General features: G+C 71.0%; 18 protein-coding genes. 5 read left to right on the top strand and 13 right to left on the bottom strand.

Translation table 11 applies throughout. From position 1 onward, the window contains the following. Nucleotides 1-100: 100 nt before the first annotated feature. Complete coding sequence (locus tag ACFSE6_RS16520) at nt 101-685, top strand: hypothetical protein (protein WP_388009770.1); 585 nt, start codon at nt 101-103, stop codon at nt 683-685. A gap of 305 nt (nt 686-990) precedes the next feature. Here the strand turns inward: ACFSE6_RS16520 and ACFSE6_RS16515 are convergent, their stop codons facing one another. The 7 genes from ACFSE6_RS16515 to ACFSE6_RS16485 form a co-directional block, all read right to left on the bottom strand. After that, nucleotides 991-1,488 (bottom strand): SRPBCC family protein, encoded by a 498-nt coding sequence (locus tag ACFSE6_RS16515; RefSeq protein ID WP_388009767.1) that lies wholly within the window; start codon nt 1,486-1,488, stop codon nt 991-993. Further along, nucleotides 1,485-1,859 carry an ArsR/SmtB family transcription factor gene (locus tag ACFSE6_RS16510; protein WP_388009764.1) on the bottom strand — a complete coding sequence of 125 codons (375 nt, stop codon included), beginning with the start codon at nt 1,857-1,859 and terminating at the stop codon, nt 1,485-1,487. The genes ACFSE6_RS16515 and ACFSE6_RS16510 overlap by 4 nt, the downstream gene beginning before the upstream one ends. A 159-nt stretch (nt 1,860-2,018) precedes the next feature. Further along, nucleotides 2,019-2,819: an MBL fold metallo-hydrolase gene (locus ACFSE6_RS16505; RefSeq protein WP_388009761.1), complete on the bottom strand. Its 801-nt coding sequence runs from the start codon at nt 2,817-2,819 to the stop codon at nt 2,019-2,021. A gap of 40 nt (nt 2,820-2,859) precedes the next feature. Beyond that, complete coding sequence (locus ACFSE6_RS16500) at nt 2,860-4,380, bottom strand: molybdopterin-dependent oxidoreductase (RefSeq protein ID WP_388009758.1); 1,521 nt, start codon at nt 4,378-4,380, stop codon at nt 2,860-2,862. A 92-nt stretch (nt 4,381-4,472) separates the two neighbouring features. Next, nucleotides 4,473-5,072 carry a TOPRIM nucleotidyl transferase/hydrolase domain-containing protein gene (locus ACFSE6_RS16495; RefSeq protein ID WP_388009755.1) on the bottom strand — a complete coding sequence of 200 codons (600 nt, stop codon included), beginning with the start codon at nt 5,070-5,072 and terminating at the stop codon, nt 4,473-4,475. Between the two features lie 130 nt (nt 5,073-5,202). Continuing rightward, nucleotides 5,203-5,493: an SHOCT domain-containing protein gene (locus tag ACFSE6_RS16490; protein WP_388009752.1), complete on the bottom strand. Its 291-nt coding sequence runs from the start codon at nt 5,491-5,493 to the stop codon at nt 5,203-5,205. Further along, a complete protein-coding gene (locus ACFSE6_RS16485) occupies nt 5,490-6,140 on the bottom strand; it encodes a hypothetical protein (RefSeq protein ID WP_388009749.1) in 651 nt (216 codons plus the stop codon). Before ACFSE6_RS16485 ends, ACFSE6_RS16490 begins: the two co-directional genes overlap by 4 nt. 157 nt (nt 6,141-6,297) lie before the next feature. Between ACFSE6_RS16485 and ACFSE6_RS16480 the strand changes: the two genes are divergently transcribed. Both ACFSE6_RS16480 and ACFSE6_RS16475 read left to right on the top strand, forming a co-directional pair. Continuing rightward, nucleotides 6,298-7,488 carry a sensor histidine kinase gene (locus ACFSE6_RS16480; protein WP_388009746.1) on the top strand — a complete coding sequence of 397 codons (1,191 nt, stop codon included), beginning with the start codon at nt 6,298-6,300 and terminating at the stop codon, nt 7,486-7,488. After that, nucleotides 7,485-8,162 (top strand): response regulator, encoded by a 678-nt coding sequence (locus tag ACFSE6_RS16475; RefSeq protein WP_388009743.1) that lies wholly within the window; start codon nt 7,485-7,487, stop codon nt 8,160-8,162. Before ACFSE6_RS16480 ends, ACFSE6_RS16475 begins: the two co-directional genes overlap by 4 nt. Before the next feature lie 29 nt (nt 8,163-8,191). On the opposite strand, the gene ACFSE6_RS16470 is transcribed toward ACFSE6_RS16475, so the two are convergent. Continuing rightward, a complete protein-coding gene (locus tag ACFSE6_RS16470; protein WP_388009740.1) occupies nt 8,192-8,584 on the bottom strand; it encodes a VOC family protein in 393 nt (130 codons plus the stop codon). A gap of 92 nt (nt 8,585-8,676) precedes the next feature. Here ACFSE6_RS16470 and ACFSE6_RS16465 point away from each other — a divergent pair, with 92 nt between their 5' ends. Further along, nucleotides 8,677-9,684 carry a helix-turn-helix transcriptional regulator gene (locus ACFSE6_RS16465; protein WP_388009737.1) on the top strand — a complete coding sequence of 336 codons (1,008 nt, stop codon included), beginning with the start codon at nt 8,677-8,679 and terminating at the stop codon, nt 9,682-9,684. On the opposite strand, the gene ACFSE6_RS16460 is transcribed toward ACFSE6_RS16465, so the two are convergent. Both ACFSE6_RS16460 and ACFSE6_RS16455 read right to left on the bottom strand, forming a co-directional pair. Then, nucleotides 9,675-11,960 (bottom strand): choice-of-anchor I family protein, encoded by a 2,286-nt coding sequence (locus tag ACFSE6_RS16460; RefSeq protein ID WP_388009734.1) that lies wholly within the window; start codon nt 11,958-11,960, stop codon nt 9,675-9,677. The two genes, ACFSE6_RS16465 and ACFSE6_RS16460, sit on opposite strands and share 10 nt — an antisense overlap. Before the next feature lie 106 nt (nt 11,961-12,066). After that, nucleotides 12,067-12,993 carry a 5'-3' exonuclease gene (locus ACFSE6_RS16455; RefSeq protein ID WP_388009731.1) on the bottom strand — a complete coding sequence of 309 codons (927 nt, stop codon included), beginning with the start codon at nt 12,991-12,993 and terminating at the stop codon, nt 12,067-12,069. Between the two features lie 83 nt (nt 12,994-13,076). Between ACFSE6_RS16455 and ACFSE6_RS16450 the strand changes: the two genes are divergently transcribed. Continuing rightward, entirely contained in the window at nt 13,077-13,379 is a 303-nt protein-coding gene (locus tag ACFSE6_RS16450) for an Rdx family protein (RefSeq protein WP_388009728.1), read from the top strand. Between the two features lie 45 nt (nt 13,380-13,424). Here the strand turns inward: ACFSE6_RS16450 and ACFSE6_RS16445 are convergent, their stop codons facing one another. The 3 genes from ACFSE6_RS16445 to ACFSE6_RS16435 are packed head-to-tail and all read right to left on the bottom strand — an operon-like array spanning nt 13,425 to nt 16,711. Then, nucleotides 13,425-14,594 carry an ABC transporter permease gene (locus tag ACFSE6_RS16445; protein ID WP_388009725.1) on the bottom strand — a complete coding sequence of 390 codons (1,170 nt, stop codon included), beginning with the start codon at nt 14,592-14,594 and terminating at the stop codon, nt 13,425-13,427. Continuing rightward, nucleotides 14,591-15,751, bottom strand: coding sequence for an ABC transporter permease (locus ACFSE6_RS16440; protein ID WP_388009722.1), 1,161 nt, complete (start codon nt 15,749-15,751; stop codon nt 14,591-14,593). The genes ACFSE6_RS16445 and ACFSE6_RS16440 overlap by 4 nt, the downstream gene beginning before the upstream one ends. A gap of 3 nt (nt 15,752-15,754) precedes the next feature. After that, on the bottom strand, nt 15,755-16,711 hold the full coding sequence (locus ACFSE6_RS16435; RefSeq protein WP_388009719.1) for an ABC transporter ATP-binding protein: 957 nt from the start codon (nt 16,709-16,711) through the stop codon (nt 15,755-15,757). Nucleotides 16,712-16,823: the final 112 nt, after the last annotated feature.

Here is a 16,823-nt window from a genome sequence, read left to right as displayed (position 1 = left end):
ATGTCGCAGGATTATGGACAGGGCTACTACGACTGGCGCATGGGTCTGTTGTCGGACGAATCTCGTCAGCGCATGACGTCCTCGTCCATAGCATTCACAGATGGACCGCTACCCCAGCCCAGTGGATTCGACCCGCGACACCGCCGTACGCCGTATCGCGGAGTACGTCTTCACGGCAGGCGTCAGCGTCTCCTTCACCCTGGCTCTTGTTGCGGGTGAGCGAGACCTCGTGGGTTTGTGGATCACTTGCGTTCTGACCGTTGTCGCGCTGATCGTCATCCTCTGCGACGAGGGTCGGCTCAGACGACTCGATGCCCGAGCGTGGAGCACCGACCAGTGGCACTACCTCCGCGAGAACGAGTATCGGAGACGGCAGGGCGTCTTTCTCACTCACAGTGTCACTCCCGCTCCCGGCAGAAGTGACGACAACCGGAAATGGTGGACCGCAAGAGTTCATTTGACCCAGCACGGAAGCGGCCCACTCAGCGATAGCAAGATCAAGGAAGTCGAATACTCCTTTGGCCCGCAGTTCACCGAAGGTCCGGTCAAGGCTCAGCACCCTCATGACAATTTCGGTCACGAAACAGTCCTGTACGGACCTCTGCTGGTGTTGGGGCGCGTTGTGTTCACGAACCCACTAAAGCGCCCGTTGATCGTGGAGAGGTACATCGATCTACCCCAGTGATGAGGGCACCAACAAGCTCTATCCACTCGCCGTGATCCCAGCGCCGCCGCGGGTGGGAGACATGACCTATAGCCGTGAGGCGTCATTCGGATGCAGCCCCGTGTGCCGGATTCGAGGATGTGTTCGCTGGTCTTGGTCCATACCTTGGGGCAAACCACTCGTTCCAGTTCTTGCTCTATGCGCGTACCTCGGTGTCGTGGGCGCGGACCGAGATATGTGCGCCTGGTTGGAGCTTTGTGGTGGTCAGTTCGCCGAACCAGCGTCCGACGAGGTTGCGCCAGGGGCCAGAAGCCGGGTGACCCGATCTAGCGGCGCAGGGTGGCGAAGTAGTCGGCCATCGTCGGGTAGTAGTCCTCCCACCGCACCTCGTCGGCCTGCGCACCGCGGAGGTCGGCCGCCAGTCGGTCGAGGTAGTACTCCCAGCCCGGCCCGAAGCTCTGAAGCTCCGCCGGGTCGGTCAGGACCTGCGCGAACTCGAGGCGGGTGCCGCCGTCGTCCTCGGTGAGGGTGAGGGTGAAGGACCAGGACTGGCCATCGCTGCTGGTGGTCACGGACCAGTGGTGGGGCGGTTCGCAGCGGTGGATCGCGACCTCCTCGTCCCCGGCGTCCTCCTCGGCCGTCATCCGGAACGTGACGTGACCGGAGGCGGGATCCCCGGAATAGGTGCCGATCCACCGCTCCAGGCGCGCCGGGTCGGAGACGGCCTCCCACACGTCCTCGATCGGAGCACGGAAGTGTCGGGTGAACACGACCCGAGGCGGCTGTGTGGTGTCATCGACGACGGCGGTCGGGCGCGGACTCATGCGGTGTTCTCCCCTGGTCGGCGGTTCGGACGGTCACTGGACGTGGTGCTGCGGCGCTCCCGCTCGGTGCGGCGCACCTCGAGGTCGAGGGCGTCGAGTGCATGTTCAGGGACCGGCGGCGTGGCCCGCACGCGGCGTAGCCAGGCCTCGATCTCCTCGAGGGCCTCGGGTCGTAGGGCGTACCAGCGCTCGCGTCCGCGGTCCTCGGCACTGACGATCCCAGCCTCGACCATCACTTTGAGGTGCTTGCTGACGGCAGGGCGTGAGATCTCGCGTGCCTGAGCGAGGTCGACCACGCGACGGGGTCGGCTGGCGATCTGCTCGACCAACTCCCGGCGCACCGGGTCCGCTATCGCTCGAAACACGTCCATGCTTGAATGGTAACCCGCTGGTTACCTGTATCGCTCGAAACACGTCCATGCTTGAATGGTAACCCGCTGGTTACCTGTATGGCGACGGGCAGACGGAAATCGACGACGGGTACGGGCCTGGGACAGGGAATCGTCAGCCGGCCCGGCCGCGGCGGCTCGTCACCCGAACGACACGCCCAGGTAGTCCAGCTGCGCGCGGACGCTCTGTCCGGCGGCCCAGCGGCGGTCGTTGGCGCCGGCGCCATACACGGCGTCGACGACCTGGTCGACGTCCTCGGCGCCGGCCTCCACGGCGGCCCGGACCTCGTCGAGCCGGCCCCGTCGGTGCTCACGCAACCGTCGGAGCACCGGCCCCGGGTTGTCCAGAGCGGGCCCGTGGCCGGGTGCGATCCGCTCCACCCGACCGAAATCGATGAGCTCCACGAGGAGATCCAGGGTCCGGAGATAGTCCCCGAGGTCGCCGCCTCGGGCGTCGCCGGTGTGTGCCGTGATGACGGTGGTGCCACGGCCCAGCACGGTGTCGCCGGTGAGGAGCAGCTTGTCGGCGGGGACGAGGAAGCTCACGGAGTCGCCGGTGTGGCCCGGGGTGCGGACGACCTCGATCTCCAGATCGCCGGCCCTGACGCGCTCGCCGTCGTCGAAGGCGTCGTGATCGCCGCCGCGCACCGGAGCGCCCGTGGCATGGACGAGGCCGGGGACGGCCTCGGTGTGGTCCCGGTGGTGGTGCGTCAGGACGATCTGGGTGATCCGACCGCCGTCCGCCGCGGCGGCGTCGAGCACCGCACGGATGTGTCCGGCGTCATCGGGTCCCGGGTCGACCACGGCCACCTCAGCGGAACCTGGCTCGCGCAGCAGCCAGGTGTTCGTGCCCTCGAGCGTCATCACGCCGGGGTTGGGCGCCAGCACGCACCGGACTCGGTCGGTCAGCGGTCCGGAACGCCACGACGTCACCTCTGGCATGGTCGCTATTGGACCACAACGCTCCCGTGGCGTGAGGTGCTCACGCCACGGCGACATCGACGCCGTGCAGGCCGGTCGCGCCGTCGGGCACGGTGCCCTGGACCTCCTCGGTCTGGACCTCCCCGTCGTGGCCGGTGGCGCGCACCTCGAGCCGATGATCGCCGGCCGCCGCGTCCCATCGGTAGACCCACTGGCGCCACGTGTCCACGGACACCTCCTCCGCGAGGTCGGCCGGCTGCCAGGGACCGCCGTCGACGCGGACCTCGACCGCGGCGATGCCGGTGTGCTGAGCCCACGCCACACCCGCGACGACGTTCTCGCCGGCCTGCAGGCTCCGCCGACCGCGCGGGACGTCGATGCGTGAGGAGATCTTCACCGGACCTCGGGCGGACCAGCCGCGGTCGGTCCAGTACGCCGTCTGGTCGGCGAACCGGGTGACCTCGAGCTCGGCGAGCCACTTCGTGGCCGAGACGTAGCCGTACAGCCCCGGGACGACGACGCGGACCGGGTAACCGTGCTCGGGCGGTAGCTCGGTCCCGTTCATGGCGACGGCGAGTAAGGCGTTGCGGTCGTCCATGAGCACCCCCAGCGGGGTCGAGGCGCTGAAGCCGTCCACGCTGCGGGAGAGGACCATGTCGGCGCCGTCGCGCACGCCGGCGCGTTCGAGCACGGTGCGCACTGGCAGTCCCAGCCACCGGGCGTTGCCGATGAGATCGCCGCCGACTTGGTTCGAGACGCAACACAGGGTCACCCAGGCCTCGACCAGCTCCTCGCCGAGCAGGTCGTCCAGGCTCATCTCGACCTCGCGGTCGACGAGGCCGTGGACTCGCAGCGTCCAGGTCGCCGGGTCGACCCGGGGGACGACGAAGGCCGTGTCGATCCGATAGAACTCCTCGTTCGGCGTCTCGTACGGTGCTAGGCCGGCGATGTCCAGCGCCCCGCCCTCGGGGACCTGCGCCGCCGGCGACACAGGTGCCGGCAGGTCGAGCGGAGCCGGTGCGGTCGCCGGTGCGGCGTTGCCCGTCAAGCGCATGATGCTGCCGCCGGCCACGGCAACCCCGCCGACGGCGCCGGCGGAGATCAGCAGTTGCCGGCGGCCGAGCACCTTCCGGTGGGTCATGGCCCAGGCCGGATCAAGTGCCGGGGCGCTGCCGACCGCGACCAGCGCGCACGCGCCGGCGAGACCACAGGCCAGGACGGGCCAGGTCGCGGCGAGCCCGCCGTCGGGACGGGTAAGAGTCGCCGCTGCCGCGATGACGGCGAGAACGACGACGACGGCCGCGCCGCGGAGCCGGCGGGCGCGCTCGGCCAGGCCGGCGGCGATCGCCAGCCCGGCCATGACGACGGCGATCCCGACGCCGAGGGCGAGCTTGTCGGCGGTGCCGAACAGGTCGATCGCCAGGTCCTTCAGCCACGGCGGCGTGCGATCGATGAACGCCTCCGCGACGGCCTCCACGGGGCCCGGTCCCGTGCCACCGAGGCGGACGACGGCCTCGGCCAGCGCGAGTGAGCCGGCCGTCACGCCCAGACCGGCCAGCGCGGCACCGCTGCGCGAGCTCATGTACCGAGAGTACGGAGCGGACGGTGCCGAAGGCGGCCGGACGGCGATGCCGTCAGAATTCGTCGGCGGTGCGGTGCCCGGTCTACGGCGGGTCAGACGCGAGAGAGCACCGCACGCAACGGGGCCGGGGCGCGTTCCGGTCCGGCGGCGAGGACGAGGCGGCGGCCGTAGAGCTCCTTGCGGCCGCTGGTGGTGCCGAGGAACCGTCGCAGTTGCGCCTCGATCGGTTCGCCGCGGTGGGCCGGTTGGTGCTGGAACCGGTGGAACCGACGCAGATCGCCGTGCTCGGCGAGGACCCGTTGCACGCCGGCCGGCCCGAGCGCCCGGACGAGCTCGTCTTCGAGGTCGAGCACGCACACCGAGAAACCGGCGAGCTCGGTCTCCTCGCGCGAGCCGGCCGCGATGCCCGCGGCCGCGAGGCCACGGCGCACGTACGGCTCCTCGCGGGTGTCGCACAGCCCGGCGAGTGCGAGGCCGAGGCCGGGCGGTCCGTAGTGCTGCAGGTAACGGCCGACGCTGGTGGCTCCGCCCATCGGGACGATGGCGACGCCGTCGGCCGTGAGGTCGCGTCCCTCGATCTCGGCGAGGGCGGCGAGGGCGGCCGCGTCGCTGGCGCCTTCGACGAGCACGACCGCGCGAACGCTTCCGGCCGGGACCGGGAGCGCCCGTCCGGGTGCGGTGTGAGCGTCCACAGTGTGACCGACGTTACTTCACCCGCCCGGCTCAGTTCTCGGGCCGCGTCTCTCCGGCGCCCGGCGGAGGCGAGAGGGAGGATCCGGCGGTCCGTAGCGACCAGAACCTCCCCCTCGCCGGCCGTACCGGTCACTCGGTCATCGTGCGCAGGCCGTTGAGCCGGCGCCGGTACTCCTCGTCGTCGATCTCCCCGGCGGCGTAGCGCTCGGCCAACCGTGCCTCCCCCGCGCGGCGGCCCGCGAGCCGATGCCGGCGTCGCACGGAGACCACGACGGCGGCGAGCCCGCCGGCGAGGAGCAGGAACCAGGCGATCGGGAAGACGATCCACCAACCCGGCCCGTCGCCGGGGCCGTGGTGACCGAAGCGCTCGGCAAGCACGGGCGCGTGCTGGGCGATCGTGGTGACATCGGGATAGGTCATCTCGGACTCCTTGACGGTCGGCGCCGAACAGGCGTCCGGCGGGTACGGCCAGGTTGCTCAGCCACCGCAGCGACGTCGTCGGCCGGGTGTGGAGTTCTGTCCGCGCCGTCGGACGCAGTCTCGGACCAGGTGCCTGCGACGGCGGGCGTAGGCCGGGTACGACCCCAGGGTTTGACCACGGACAGGACGATCGCGAACAGCACGGCGGCGGTGGACACGATGGGCGGGAAGATGAGGTCGCCGACGGCGAGGACGGCGTCGCCACCACCGAGGACAGCCTCACCCCGCTCGGCCGCCTCCCGGACACCTGGCCGCAGCAGAACGAGGACCAGCGTGATGAGGACGGCCGTGATGATCACCTTCACGGTGACCCACCAGTACCGGACGAGGCCGTACCGGCTGCCGAGGCCGAGGACCATGCCGGTCGCCGCCGTCAGCACGGCGGCGACCACGAGCGGGACCGTGACGACCATCTCGAGCGCCCGGTACGCCACCGCCTGCGTGGTCGGTGACGCCGAGGTGCCGGCGACCAGGACGAGGACGCCCATGACGACGTCCATGCCGAGCCAGGTGCCGGCCGCGGCGATGTGCGTGACGAGGACAGTTCTCCGGGCTCGGCGACCGAGCTGGTGGCGTGTGGTCTGCATAACGTCGCCTCCTTCCGCACCGAGGCTCCCCCGCGGTGTCAGCGGCCGTCGTCAGTCTCGGCACGTAGCTCGGCTACGCAGCGGAACGTAGACACCGACGCGAGACCTGCACGCGTGGACGACGCGCGAACCGGCGGCGGTGGGCCAGAGTGGGGCCATGAGCACGAGTACGCGTCGGTGGCGCCTGGCCGACGTGCTGCCGGCTGCGCTCATCCTGACCTTCGGCGTCCCCGGAACGATCGGCGCCGGGCGCTTCGGACCGGGCGGGGAGTCCTCCCGTCCAGGCGACGGCTCCTTCGGACCTCCTGACGGCGTGTTCGGTCCGGGTGGCATCGCGCTGGACTTCCGGGACGTCGACGCCCTGGCGTTGGGGCTCGTCGCACTCACTGCCGTGGCCCTGCTGTGGCGCCGCCGCTACCCGATGCTCGTGCTGGCGGGCGTGACGGGGGCCATCACCGTCTACCTGGCTCTGGGGTATCCGTACGGCCCCATCTTCGTGACCTTCCTCCTCGCCGTGTACACGGTGGCCCGGCACCGTCCGGCGGCCCGATCCGTGCCGGCAGTCGTGGTCGCACTGGCCCTGCTCATGGCACACCTGCTCGTGCCCAGCGCCACGGTCATCGGCCTCGGACCCGCGCTGACCTGGGCGGTGGTGCCATTCGCCATCGGCGCCGTCGTGCGGAACTCGGCGATCGCCGCCGACCGGGCGCGTGCCGATGCTGTCCGGCAGGGCGTCGACGCGGAGCGGCTGCGGGTGGCGCAGGAGGTTCACGACGTCGTCGGGCACGGCCTGGCGGCGATCAAGATGCAGTCCGACGTCGCCCTGCACCTCCTCGACCGCGACCCGGACCAGGCGGTCCGGTCGCTGCGCGCCATCTCCGAGACCAGCGGCGATGCGCTCCAGGACCTGCGCAGCACACTGGCAGCGGTCCAGGGGGACGTGGCCAGCAGACGCCCAGGTCCGAGCCTGGAGCGGCTCGAAGATCTGCGCGACCGGATGGCCTCGTCCGGACTGGACGTCGAACTCTCCGCACCGGATCCCCTCCCCCGCGTGGATCCCGCCGTCGAGGTGGCCGCCTACCGCGTGGTCCAGGAGTCCCTGACGAACGTCCTCAAACACGGGCCGGTGCCGACGGTCCACGTCGAGATCGAGCAGCACGGTACGGACCTGCTCGTCCGGGTCACGAACCCGTTGCACGGTGACACGCCAGACGACGTCACTCCCGGGCTCGGCATCCCCGGCATGCGGGAACGGGTCACCACGGTCGGCGGGGCGTTCCGTGCCGGGCCCGCGTACGGCCGGTTCGAGGTCGAGGCCGTCATGCCGACAGGAGGTCAACCGGAATGAACCCTGCCGATCCCCCGATCACCGTGCTCGTCGCGGACGACCAGGATCTCGTCCGGGTCGGTCTACGCGCTCTGATCGGCAGCGAGGACGACCTCGAACTCGTCGGCGAGGCGATCGACGGGATCGACGCGCTCGCCCAGGCCCGGCGGCTGCGTCCCGACGTCGTGCTCATGGACATCCGCATGCCGAGCCTGGACGGGTTGGAGGCCACCCGCCGCATCTGCGCGGACGAGGACCTGGCCGGTACCCGGGTGGTGGTGCTGACGACGTTCGAGATCGACGAGTACGTCTTCGAGGCGCTGCGCGCCGGCGCCAGCGGCTTCCTGCTGAAGGACACGGCGCCGCCGGACCTGCTCCAGGCCGTCCGGCTGGTCGCCGCCGGAGACGCCCTGCTCTCGCCCTCGGTCACCCGGAGGGTGGTCGAGGAGTTCGCCGCCGAGCGCCATCGCCCGAGCGAGCCACACCCGTACCTGCACACGCTCACCGATCGCGAGCGGGAGGTGATGACGCTGGTGGCGCATGGTCTGAGCAATCAGGAGATCGCCGAACGACTGTACGTCTCCCCCGCCACCTCACGGACGCACGTCTCGCGCGCCATGATCAAGCTGGGCGCGCGGGACCGCGCCCAGCTCGTCGTCTTCGCCTACCAGTCGGGACTGATGGATCAGGCCTGACCGAGTGGGGACTCGACGCGGGCGCGCGGCTACTGGCGCAGCCAGTGCGGGCTGTGCATGAGTCCGACGGCGTTGCCGAACGGGTCGAGCGCGACGGCGGTGACGAAGCCCGCCTCCCGCTCGACCACCGGCTCGAGCTCGGTGGCGCCGAGAGCGACGAGCCGGTCGGCGGCCACGTCGTCCACGTGCCAGTACGTGGTCGACGGCCCGCCGCCTGCGGTGTCGCGACCCGGGGGCGCGAAGCGCCGGTCGATGAAGCCGAGCTCGTCCTCATCCGGGCCGATGCGGAACTCGCCGTACGCCGGCTCGTCGGCCGAGGGCCGCAGGAAGTAAGGGTCGATGCCGAGCACCTCGCGATACCACGCGATCGCCGCAGGCACGTCGTCGACGTAGTGGGTCTGGGTGGTCAGTCCACGCAGCATGTCGGTCTCCTGGTCTCGCGTTCGATGTGTCGCAATCAGCATCGCGCGCAAAGTGCTCACGTCATGCGCACTTTTCCTGCGGGACTTCACCGATGCGTGCCGACCGGATGATCGCCATCGTGCTGGTGCTGCAGTCACGCGAGCGTGTGACGGCGGCCGAACTCGCCGCCGAACTCGAGGTCTCGGTCGCCACGGCACGCCGTGATCTGGAGGCGCTGTCGACCGCCGGAGTGCCCGTCTATCCCCGATCGGGCCGAGGCGGCGGCTGGCAACTGGTCGGTGGCGCCCGCACGAACCTCAGCGGATTGACGGCGCCGGAGTCCCGCGCCTTGTTCCTGGCACTCGGATCGGGCGCCGCCGCGCCGGAGGTGCGATCGGCGCTACGTAAACTCCTGCGCGCCATCCCGGGACCGTTCCAGGCCGAGGCCCAGAGCGCCCTCGCGGCGATCCGCACAGATCCGGCCGGCTGGGGCGAAAACGCGTCTGCTCCGCCACCGCACCTGGCCGACCTCGAACGCGCGGTGCTCGCCCGCCGTCGGGTCACGGTCGACTACACGAGCCGGCGCGGCGGCCCCAGCGCCGGCCCCCGTCGACGGACCCTGTCGCCGCTGCGCCTGGTGGACAAGGCGGGCACCTGGTACCTGCTCGGACTTCCGGACGGACGCGAGGACGTCCGAACTTTCCGGGTCGACCGGATATCCGGCGTCGAGCTCCTGGACGAACCGGCCCGCGTGCCCGAGGACCTGGAGGCCCACCTCGAGGCTGCGTGGCGGGAGACCGTCGAGACCTCCGAGGGGGCGCGCTCAGCGGTGTCGGCCACCGTGGCGGTCGAGTCCCGGCACGTCCCGGTGGTGTTGGGGCACTTTGGCCGCCACGGTGTCGAGGTCGGGCCTGAGCCCGGCGCTGATCCGGGGGCTGCGCCCGGCGCGGGCGACGGCCGCCGGCAGCTGGTGCGCATCACGGCGCACACCGAACGTGGACTCGCCGAACAGCTCGCCGGGTGGGGTGCGGCGGTCGAGGTGCTCGAACCGGAGTCCGTCCGCGCTGAGCTCGCGGGCATCGGCGCGGAACTCATGGCACGGTACGCCGGTCAGCGGTAGAAGCCTTCGCGCAGATTGATCCCGTGCTCGACCCAGACCTTCATGGCCGCGAGCATTCCGGTCCAGCCCTGGCAGTTGCCGAAGGCGCTGGCCGCACCACCGGACGTCGCTCGCCAGGCGGACTCGGTGATGGTGACCAATGTGCGGGTGTCGTCATCGAGCGGCTCGAACTCGAACGTCGTCGTGGTGACGCCACGGTCGCCCGCGACGTGCTCACCGTCCCACTCGATGACGATGCGCCGCGGCCGTTCGGCCTCGACCACGGTGACGGGGAACCGCCCGGGGAAGTCATGGAAGTCCCAGGTCACCTCGGCTCCCGGCTCCAGCCGGCCGCGCGCTCCACCCGTGGTGAAGTACTTCGAGAGTTGCTCGGGGTCCGCCACGGCCTCGTAGACCTCGGCGCAGGGACGCGAGATGCGCCCGGAGACGGTGAAGGCAAGTATGCCCGGGCGGCCGTCGAGCTGTTGCAGGGCCTCGAAGCCGGTGAGGATCGCCCGCACTGACCCGCCCGGCCCGTGGCGACGCCCGGGCGTGCGACGCCCCGGGTCGGCCGCACGTGGCGGTCCGGCCCGGGGCGTCGGGAGGCTCGTGGCCGACTCAGTCGGTGCCGGTGACGGACCAGAGCGTGGTGGTGCCGGAAACCTCGTTGCCGACGGCGAGCATCGGCTCATCCGTGGGTGAGGCCTCCGGCGGGATGAAGTCGAGACCCTCCGGACCCAGATCGCCGGCCGCCGAGAGGACCTGCTCCGGCTCATCGGCCTCCTCGACCGAGACGGAGAGAAGTCCCGGTTGTTGACGTACGTGACGAACTCGGTGTCGGCCGGCTCGGTGATGTCGAAGACGACCACGCCGCCGATCCGCTCCAGGCCGACGAAGGCGTAGGTTCGGCCGTCGACCTCCCCGATCGTGAGGTTCTCCGGCTCCGGCCCCTTGTTGTCGCTGCGGCCCTCGAGGTTCGACTCGCTGTGGTTGGAATTGAAGAATTCCGGCACCGCCGCGGCAGTGATCTCCTCGAGCTGGGAGCCGGAGTCGAACACCTGCTCGCCGTCGGTGGTCCAGATCGAGACCGACCGGCTGCCGAAGGCGTACAGCTCCTCGTAGCAGCCACGGTCGGCGTCGAAGCCGTCCTCGATGGTCACCTCCAGCCGTCCGAGGTGCTCGTCGTCCAGGGCGCCGGCGAGCGGGCTGTCCTCGCACACCGGACCGTAGCCGTCCTCCTCGAGGTCCTTGACGCGCGAGGCCTCCACGTAGTCGCCCCATTCGCGGGCGTCGCCCTCGTTGGCGGTGACGAGGTAGGTCTCACCGCCGGAGCGGTAGGTGTGGATGCCGTCGGGCATGGGGATGCCGTGCAGGCCCTCGTAGGTGCGGATGTCGATCGTCGGGGCGTCACGTGGGTCGCGGTCGGACGGGTCGAGCCCGATCTCGCCGTGATCTTGCGTCCCGAGAGACCACAGGTCGCGCACTCGCGCCGAACGCAGGTCGACAGCGGCGACGGCGTTGTTCTCCTGGAGCACCACGTAGGCGGTGGTGCCGTCGACGGCGATGTACTCCGGCTCGAGATTACGCGAGACAGGGCGGTCGTCACCGTGCGGGGTCGGCCCGAACACACGCACGCCGTCGGGCAGGCGCCCGTCCTCGTAGGCGCGGAAGTCCGCGGTGCGGACCTGCCCCTGCGTCGAGGCGCGCACGTGCACCGGGTGCAGGCGCACCACGGAGACCGTGCCCTCGGGGTCCACCGAGTAGTCCTCTGCCGGCTCCCCCTCGTTCGCGACGACGGCGTAGCGCCCGTCCGGGGAGATGGTGACCATGTCGGGCAGCGGACCGACGGTGACCTCGCCGAGGTAGGCGGAGTCGGCGTCGTCGGCGGTGGCGTCGAAGAAGACAAGGTGACCCGGGTCGGTCTTGGTCTCGGATTCGAAGGCGATGACCCCGAGGCCGTCGTCGCGCACCGCCACGGAGTTGGCGACGCCGTCCGAGGCGATGGAGTACTCCAGGTGCATCTCGGCCGGATCGGACATGTCGAGGACGCTGACCGACCCGGCTTCGGCGTTGACCTGGAAGAGCCGGTCACCGTGCGCCTGCACGATCTCGGAGGCGCCCTCGTCGAACACGCCGGTCTCGAAGGTGCCCGCCGGCGCGAGCTCGATGGCGGCGTCGTCGGCGGAGTGGACGACGGGATCGGTGACGATCCCTGCGCCGGCGGTGGTGGCGGACAGGGCGAGGACGCAGGCGGTCGCCAGGGACCCGGTGGCGATGCGTCGGAGGGAGCGGGGCATCGGTCTCCTTGTGGTCGCAGTCGGGCGCGCGGACGCGGCGCCCGGACCACTCCTACCGGGACCGGGTAGCGAGACGATGAACAGCCGGTGACGCTCGCCGACCGCGTCAGCCGGCGAGTGCGGCGAGCACGCGGTTCATCGAGCCCCCGAGGTTCCAGCGCTCGGCGAGCTCGTGCGCCGCCTGCGGATCCGCGGGCGCGGCCGGCAGCGCGTCGTCGACCTCGGCCACCGGGGCGTCCCGGGCGACACGAACCACCGCGGGCGCCTGCTGGAGATAGTCCTTCGCCGTGGCGAACCGCGCCTGGTGCGCCGCGCTGACCTGACCGGCCTCGACGGCGGCGAGGATCCCGGGCAGGTCGCCGAACTTCGCGAGCAACGATGCCGCGGTCTTCTCCCCCACCCCGGCCACGCCGGGCAGCCCGTCGCTCGGGTCCCCGCGGAGCGTGGCAAGGTCGGCGTACGCCTGGCCGGTCCGCACACCGTACTTCTCCTGCAGCAGGCGCTGGTCCACGGTCTGCAGGTTCTTCAGCCCGCGGATGGTGTAGAGCACCGTGACACCGGCCTCGTCGTCGACGAGCTGGAACAGGTCGCGGTCGCCGGTGACCACCTCGACCGGCGTGGCCGAACCCGAACCGACCTCACGCGCCACCAGCGTGCCGATGACGTCGTCGGCCTCGTACCCCGCCGCCCCGACCCGGGCGATCCCGAGCGCGGCGAGCGCCTCGACAATGACGGGCACCTGCGGCACGAGCCCGTCGGGCACCATCTCGCTGACGCCGTCGTCGGCGAGCCGGTGACTCTTGTAGGTCGAGATCTTCTCCACCCGGAACGCGGGCCGCCAGGCCTCGTCCCAGCACGCCACGAGCCGTCCGGGGCGACGGTCCGTGACGAGCTGGGCGATCATGTCGAGGAATCCGCGGATCGCGTTGACCGGCGTGCCGTCGTCGGCGGTGATCGTCTCCGGGACGCCGTAGAACGCACGGAAGTACAGGGACGCGGAGTCGAGCAGGAGGAGGGGCCGGGCGGACGTCATGCGACCAGCATGCCGTACCCGGTGCAGTTGCGAGACGGCCGCCCGCCCTGCCCGTGCCGTGCCCTGCGTGGGAAGGTGGGGCCATGGCTGCCCCCGCCTCGCCTCGCGTCGTCATCACGTACTGCACGCAGTGCCGGTGGCAACTGCGTGCCCAGTGGTACGCCGGTGAGCTCCTGCAGACCTTCGCCGACGAACTCGGCGAGGTCGCCCTGGTGCCGGCCACGGGCGGGGTGTTCCGGATCGACGTCGACGACACCCACGTCTGGAACCGCAAGCGCGACGGCGGGTTCCCCGAGATCACCGACCTGAAGCGCCGGGTCCGGGACCTGGTGGCACCGGAGAAGTCGCTCGGGCACGCTGACGGATCCCGGATGGACACGGAGTAGCCGCTACCGCTACCGGCCGGCGTCGCAGTCCCGCCTCCGGCCAACTCACATGGCCCGGGCGAGGCTGCGTCGCAGCAGGTACCCGCCGAGCACGAGCAGCGCCGCCGCCATGGCCGCCAGCACGCCGAGCTGGGGCAGGATGTCCGTCAGACCGGCGCCGTGCCGCGTAACCTCCGCGAACGCCTGGTACGCCCACGCGTGCGGGGTCACGTTCGCGACCGTGCGCAGAGTGTCCGGGAACAGTTCCAGCGGGAGCATGCAGCCGCCGAGGGCGGCGAGCACCAGACCGAGCCCGACGCCCACCCCCGAGGCGGCGCCCTCGTTGTCCATGATCGAGCCGAGCACCATCCCGGCGCCGGCCGAGACCGCTCCGAAGAGCAGCAGCACGAGCAGTGACAGGCCGAGGTTGCCCCAGTCGACGCGGAACAGCAGTGCCGTCGCGGCCATGATGTAGCAGCCCTGGAACAGGGCGATGACCAGCCGGCCGAGCGCCTCGCCGGTGAGCATGGCACCCGAGGAGACCGGTCCGGCCATGACACGACGGACGACACCCAGGCGGCGCGAGCCGATCAGGGTGGCGCTACCGGCGAGCGACATGAGGAACACGAACAGCAGCACCTGCGAGCCGGCGCCGACGTCGAACTGCCCGATGCCGGAGAACTCCTGCGCGAGCCGTGAGGTGTCGACGACCTGGACGTCCGCAACGCCGATCTCCTGCTCGGCCGCCGCGACGGATTCCCGGGCGTCCTCGGCGTCCACGCCCGCCGCGGTGAGCACGCTGACCCGCGCCTGGTCGAGGGCCACCGCCTGCACGGCGGTGCGGACCACCTGGACGGCGGCGAGGGAGCCGGCCTGACTGCCCGGGACCACCTCGAGGTCGACCGGGTCGCCGGCGGCGTAGGCGTCCTCGTCGCCGTCGTCGACGATGAGCCCGGCGTCGGCGCGACCACGAGCCACCTGCTCACGCATCTCGCCCGACTCCGCCGCAGCGAGCGTCACCCCCTCACGCTCGAGGGTGGTCTCGAGGGCGGTGGTGAGCTCGCCGTCGCCGACCACGATCACCCGCCCCGAGGAGGCGGACTGACCGAACTGGGCCCCGATGACGAGGACCAGCAGCAACGGGAAGATGAAGACGAAGAAGATGTTCGACCGGTCCTTGAGGAACCGGCGCAGCTCGGTGCCGGCGATCGCGACGGGTGCGGCCAGTTGTCTCACAGTGCCTCCGTCCGGTCCGGGATGAGCCGGGAGAGACCCAGGCAGACGACGGCGAAGCCCAACATGATCGCGATCGGTCCCGCCAGGTCACCGAGCCCACCTCCTCCGCCGGTGATACCGAGCCCACGGGTGAACGCGGCGATCGGGTTGAGGTCGAGAACGGTACCGAGCAGGCCGGAGGCGGCGATCGGGAAGAACGAGCCGCCGGCCACGCCCAGACCGATCGCGAGGATCGACTGGGCGACGTTGGCCTGCTCCTCGGTCCGAGCCACCCGGGCGATGATGAACATCAGGGACGTTCCGGCCGTCACGACGCAGACGATGAGCAGTCCGACGAGGACCGGCGAGCCGAACTCCGCCCCGAAGAGCACTGCGCCCACGGTGAGCAGCAGGCCGGTGGCGACCACGCCGAGCACGAGGCTGACCAGAGCCTTGGACAGGACCACGGTCCCGGCGCGTACGGGAGCCGACCGGATCCGCGCCAGGGTGCCCTGCTTGCGTTCGGTGAGCAGACCGAGCACGCCGAACCCGACCGTGAACAACAGGAACAGGCCCGCCTGGCCGGCCACGAGCGCGGCCCCGGTGTCGAGTTGCTGGTCCGAGGTGCGCCCCTCGGTCAGAGTCATCTCCGACGCCGTCGCGGCGACCTGCTCGGCAACGGTGGCTACCTCGTCGGGAGCCATGCCCGCCCGACCGGCTGCGGCGGAGGCGACGACGCCGGCGCGGTACTGGTCGAGCACAGTGCGGGTCACGGACACCACCACGGAGACCTCCAGCCCGGTGTCGTCCCCCTGGACCACCTCGACGGTCGTGTCCTCGCCGCCGACCAGGGCCTCGTCGAAGCCGTCGGGGACCGTCACGGCGAGCTGGGCGTCCCCGTCGCGGACCCTGGCCTCGGCGTTCTCTGCGCGCTCGACCGTGAGCGGGATGCCCTCGAGCTGGTCGTAGGTAGCGAGCAGGGCGTCACCGACCACCTCGCCCGACGGTGCGTCCACGGCCACCGTGGTGCGGCTCAGCTCGACCTGGTCGGTGTCACCGAAGACGAGGTTGAGCACGCTGATGAGTGCGAGGGGCACCACGAGGCCGAAGATGAGGACGGACTTGTCGCGCAGGCGCTGGCGCAGGTCGTTGGCGGTGAGGGTCCAGAGAGTGCGCACCGGTCAGTCCCGCAGAGCCTTGCCGGTCAGGTGCAGGAAGACGGCCTCGAGGTTGGGCCGGGTGATCTCGACGTCGTGCAGGGCGAGCCCGGCCTCGGTGGCGCCGGTGACCAGGCTCGCGACCGCGGACGGCGCGTCGCGCACGGCCAGGACCACGGCATGGTCGGCGCCCGCCTCGGCCCGCTCGACGGCGGGGAGCTCACGCAGCGCAGCGGCGGCCGCCTCGAGATCGCCGTCGCCGGCGAGCCGGACCTGGTCGACGCCGCCGAGCATCCGGATGAGGTCGTCACGCGTGCCCTCGGCCTGGATGCGCCCGGAGTCGACGATCGCGATCCGGTCGCAGAGACGTTCGGCCTCCTCCATGTAGTGCGTGGTGTAGAGGACGGCCATCCCTTCGACCGAGAGGGCCTCGACGGATTCGAGGATGGCGTTGCGGGACTGCGGGTCCACCCCGACGGTCGGCTCGTCGAGGATGAGGAGCTCGGGTCGGTGCAGCAGGCCGATGCCGATGTTGAGACGGCGCTTCATCCCGCCGGAGAACTCCTTGGTGGCGCCGTCGGCACGGCTGTCGAGGCCGACGAGCTGCAGCACGTCCGCGACGCGGCGGGCGAGGTCGTGCCCGCCCAGCCCCTGGAGACGACCGAAGAAGCGGAGATTCTCGCGCGCGGTGAGCTCGGGGTAGATCGCGAGGTCCTGCGGGACGAGGCCGATGCGGCGCCGGACGGCCACGTGCTGGGGTCCGACCGGCTCGCCCGCGACGGTGATCGTTCCGGCGTCGGCGCGGATGAGCCCGGCGATCATGGAGATCGTCGTGGTCTTGCCGGCGCCGTTGGGACCGAGCAAACCGTAGGTCTCACCCGGAGCAACGTGGAACGAGACGCCGTCGACCGCCGTCAGCTTCCCGAAGCGTCGGACGAGTCCGTCCACGGCGAGGACGTCGCGCGCGGGCGCGTCTGGCATGAGTCTCCTTCGGCGGTCTGGGGATCGATTCCAGCATGCCGTCTCCGTGGCACGGCGACGGTCTCGATTCGGAAACGGTTCGCTGTGTCCGAGCTGAACCTGCGTCGTACCT

This window comes from Georgenia deserti, from assembly GCF_042680605.1.
Taxonomy (GTDB): Bacteria; Actinomycetota; Actinomycetes; order Actinomycetales; family Actinomycetaceae; genus Allobogoriella; species Allobogoriella deserti.
Note: the sequence above shows the minus strand (reverse complement) of the source record. Positions and strands in the feature narration are given on the sequence as shown.

Excerpts from the sequence above, each read along its gene's own strand:
- ACFSE6_RS16520 (WP_388009770.1), top strand. The coding sequence starts at position 101 with ATGGACCGCTACCCCAGCCCAGTGGATTCGACCCGCGACACCGCCGTA.
- ACFSE6_RS16515 (WP_388009767.1), bottom strand. The coding sequence starts at position 1,488 with ATGAGTCCGCGCCCGACCGCCGTCGTCGATGACACCACACAGCCGCCT.
- ACFSE6_RS16510 (WP_388009764.1), bottom strand. The coding sequence starts at position 1,859 with ATGGACGTGTTTCGAGCGATAGCGGACCCGGTGCGCCGGGAGTTGGTC.
- ACFSE6_RS16505 (WP_388009761.1), bottom strand. The coding sequence starts at position 2,819 with ATGCCAGAGGTGACGTCGTGGCGTTCCGGACCGCTGACCGACCGAGTC.
- ACFSE6_RS16500 (WP_388009758.1), bottom strand. The coding sequence starts at position 4,380 with ATGAGCTCGCGCAGCGGTGCCGCGCTGGCCGGTCTGGGCGTGACGGCC.
- ACFSE6_RS16490 (WP_388009752.1), bottom strand. The coding sequence starts at position 5,493 with ATGACCTATCCCGATGTCACCACGATCGCCCAGCACGCGCCCGTGCTT.
- ACFSE6_RS16485 (WP_388009749.1), bottom strand. The coding sequence starts at position 6,140 with ATGCAGACCACACGCCACCAGCTCGGTCGCCGAGCCCGGAGAACTGTC.
- ACFSE6_RS16480 (WP_388009746.1), top strand. The coding sequence starts at position 6,298 with ATGAGCACGAGTACGCGTCGGTGGCGCCTGGCCGACGTGCTGCCGGCT.
- ACFSE6_RS16475 (WP_388009743.1), top strand. The coding sequence starts at position 7,485 with ATGAACCCTGCCGATCCCCCGATCACCGTGCTCGTCGCGGACGACCAG.
- ACFSE6_RS16470 (WP_388009740.1), bottom strand. The coding sequence starts at position 8,584 with ATGCTGCGTGGACTGACCACCCAGACCCACTACGTCGACGACGTGCCT.
- ACFSE6_RS16465 (WP_388009737.1), top strand. The coding sequence starts at position 8,677 with ATGCGTGCCGACCGGATGATCGCCATCGTGCTGGTGCTGCAGTCACGC.
- ACFSE6_RS16460 (WP_388009734.1), bottom strand. The coding sequence starts at position 11,960 with ATGCCCCGCTCCCTCCGACGCATCGCCACCGGGTCCCTGGCGACCGCC.
- ACFSE6_RS16455 (WP_388009731.1), bottom strand. The coding sequence starts at position 12,993 with ATGACGTCCGCCCGGCCCCTCCTCCTGCTCGACTCCGCGTCCCTGTAC.
- ACFSE6_RS16450 (WP_388009728.1), top strand. The coding sequence starts at position 13,077 with ATGGCTGCCCCCGCCTCGCCTCGCGTCGTCATCACGTACTGCACGCAG.
- ACFSE6_RS16435 (WP_388009719.1), bottom strand. The coding sequence starts at position 16,711 with ATGCCAGACGCGCCCGCGCGCGACGTCCTCGCCGTGGACGGACTCGTC.